The following is a 494-nucleotide window of genomic DNA, read 5'->3' as shown; positions in this document are numbered from 1 at the left end:
TTGAGGTTCCGGTAATGCACCAACACGATGTTCGGCTCATCCTTGAGCCGCCACCACGACGCCATGACATCGAGCAGATCACAGCACTGGAACCCGTCGCTGTCCAGCCACACATCGAAGAACTCCCGCATGTCCGGCGGAATCACCAGCGGAGTCGAATCACCGGACCACTCGGCGTGAATCCGGTTGATCTCCCCCATGGTCGCCGGGGAGAAGTTGTACAGATAGTTGTGGAAACTGACGCCCAGGTCCTTGCCGTTGCGCCCGACGAACACATACCGCGCCTCCGGCGCGATCGGCAGGGCATCGGCAGGCAGGTGCGACTTCATGACCCGCCGCGTGCCCGCCTCCCGCTGCTCCTTGAGCGTCTTGAGCATTCCGGCGTGATCGCCCCAGCTGGAATCCAGCCACGGAGAAGTGTCCGAGAGCCCGGCGTCGTGCTCCTCACCGTTGCTCAAAATCTGCTGCAGAATCCGCTGGGTCCACGTGGTGCC

Annotated in this window: 1 protein-coding gene; it reads right to left on the bottom strand. The window is 62.6% G+C overall.

Annotated features, from left to right (window positions below; translation table 11 throughout):
• The coding region (locus FPZ47_RS27930; RefSeq protein WP_144957563.1) for a sulfotransferase domain-containing protein at positions 1-494 on the bottom strand (494 nt) is incomplete at both ends.

It is taken from the genome of Mycobacterium helveticum, assembly GCF_007714205.1.
GTDB lineage: Bacteria > Actinomycetota > Actinomycetes > Mycobacteriales > Mycobacteriaceae > Mycobacterium > Mycobacterium helveticum.
This window is presented reverse-complemented; position numbering and strand designations above follow the sequence as displayed.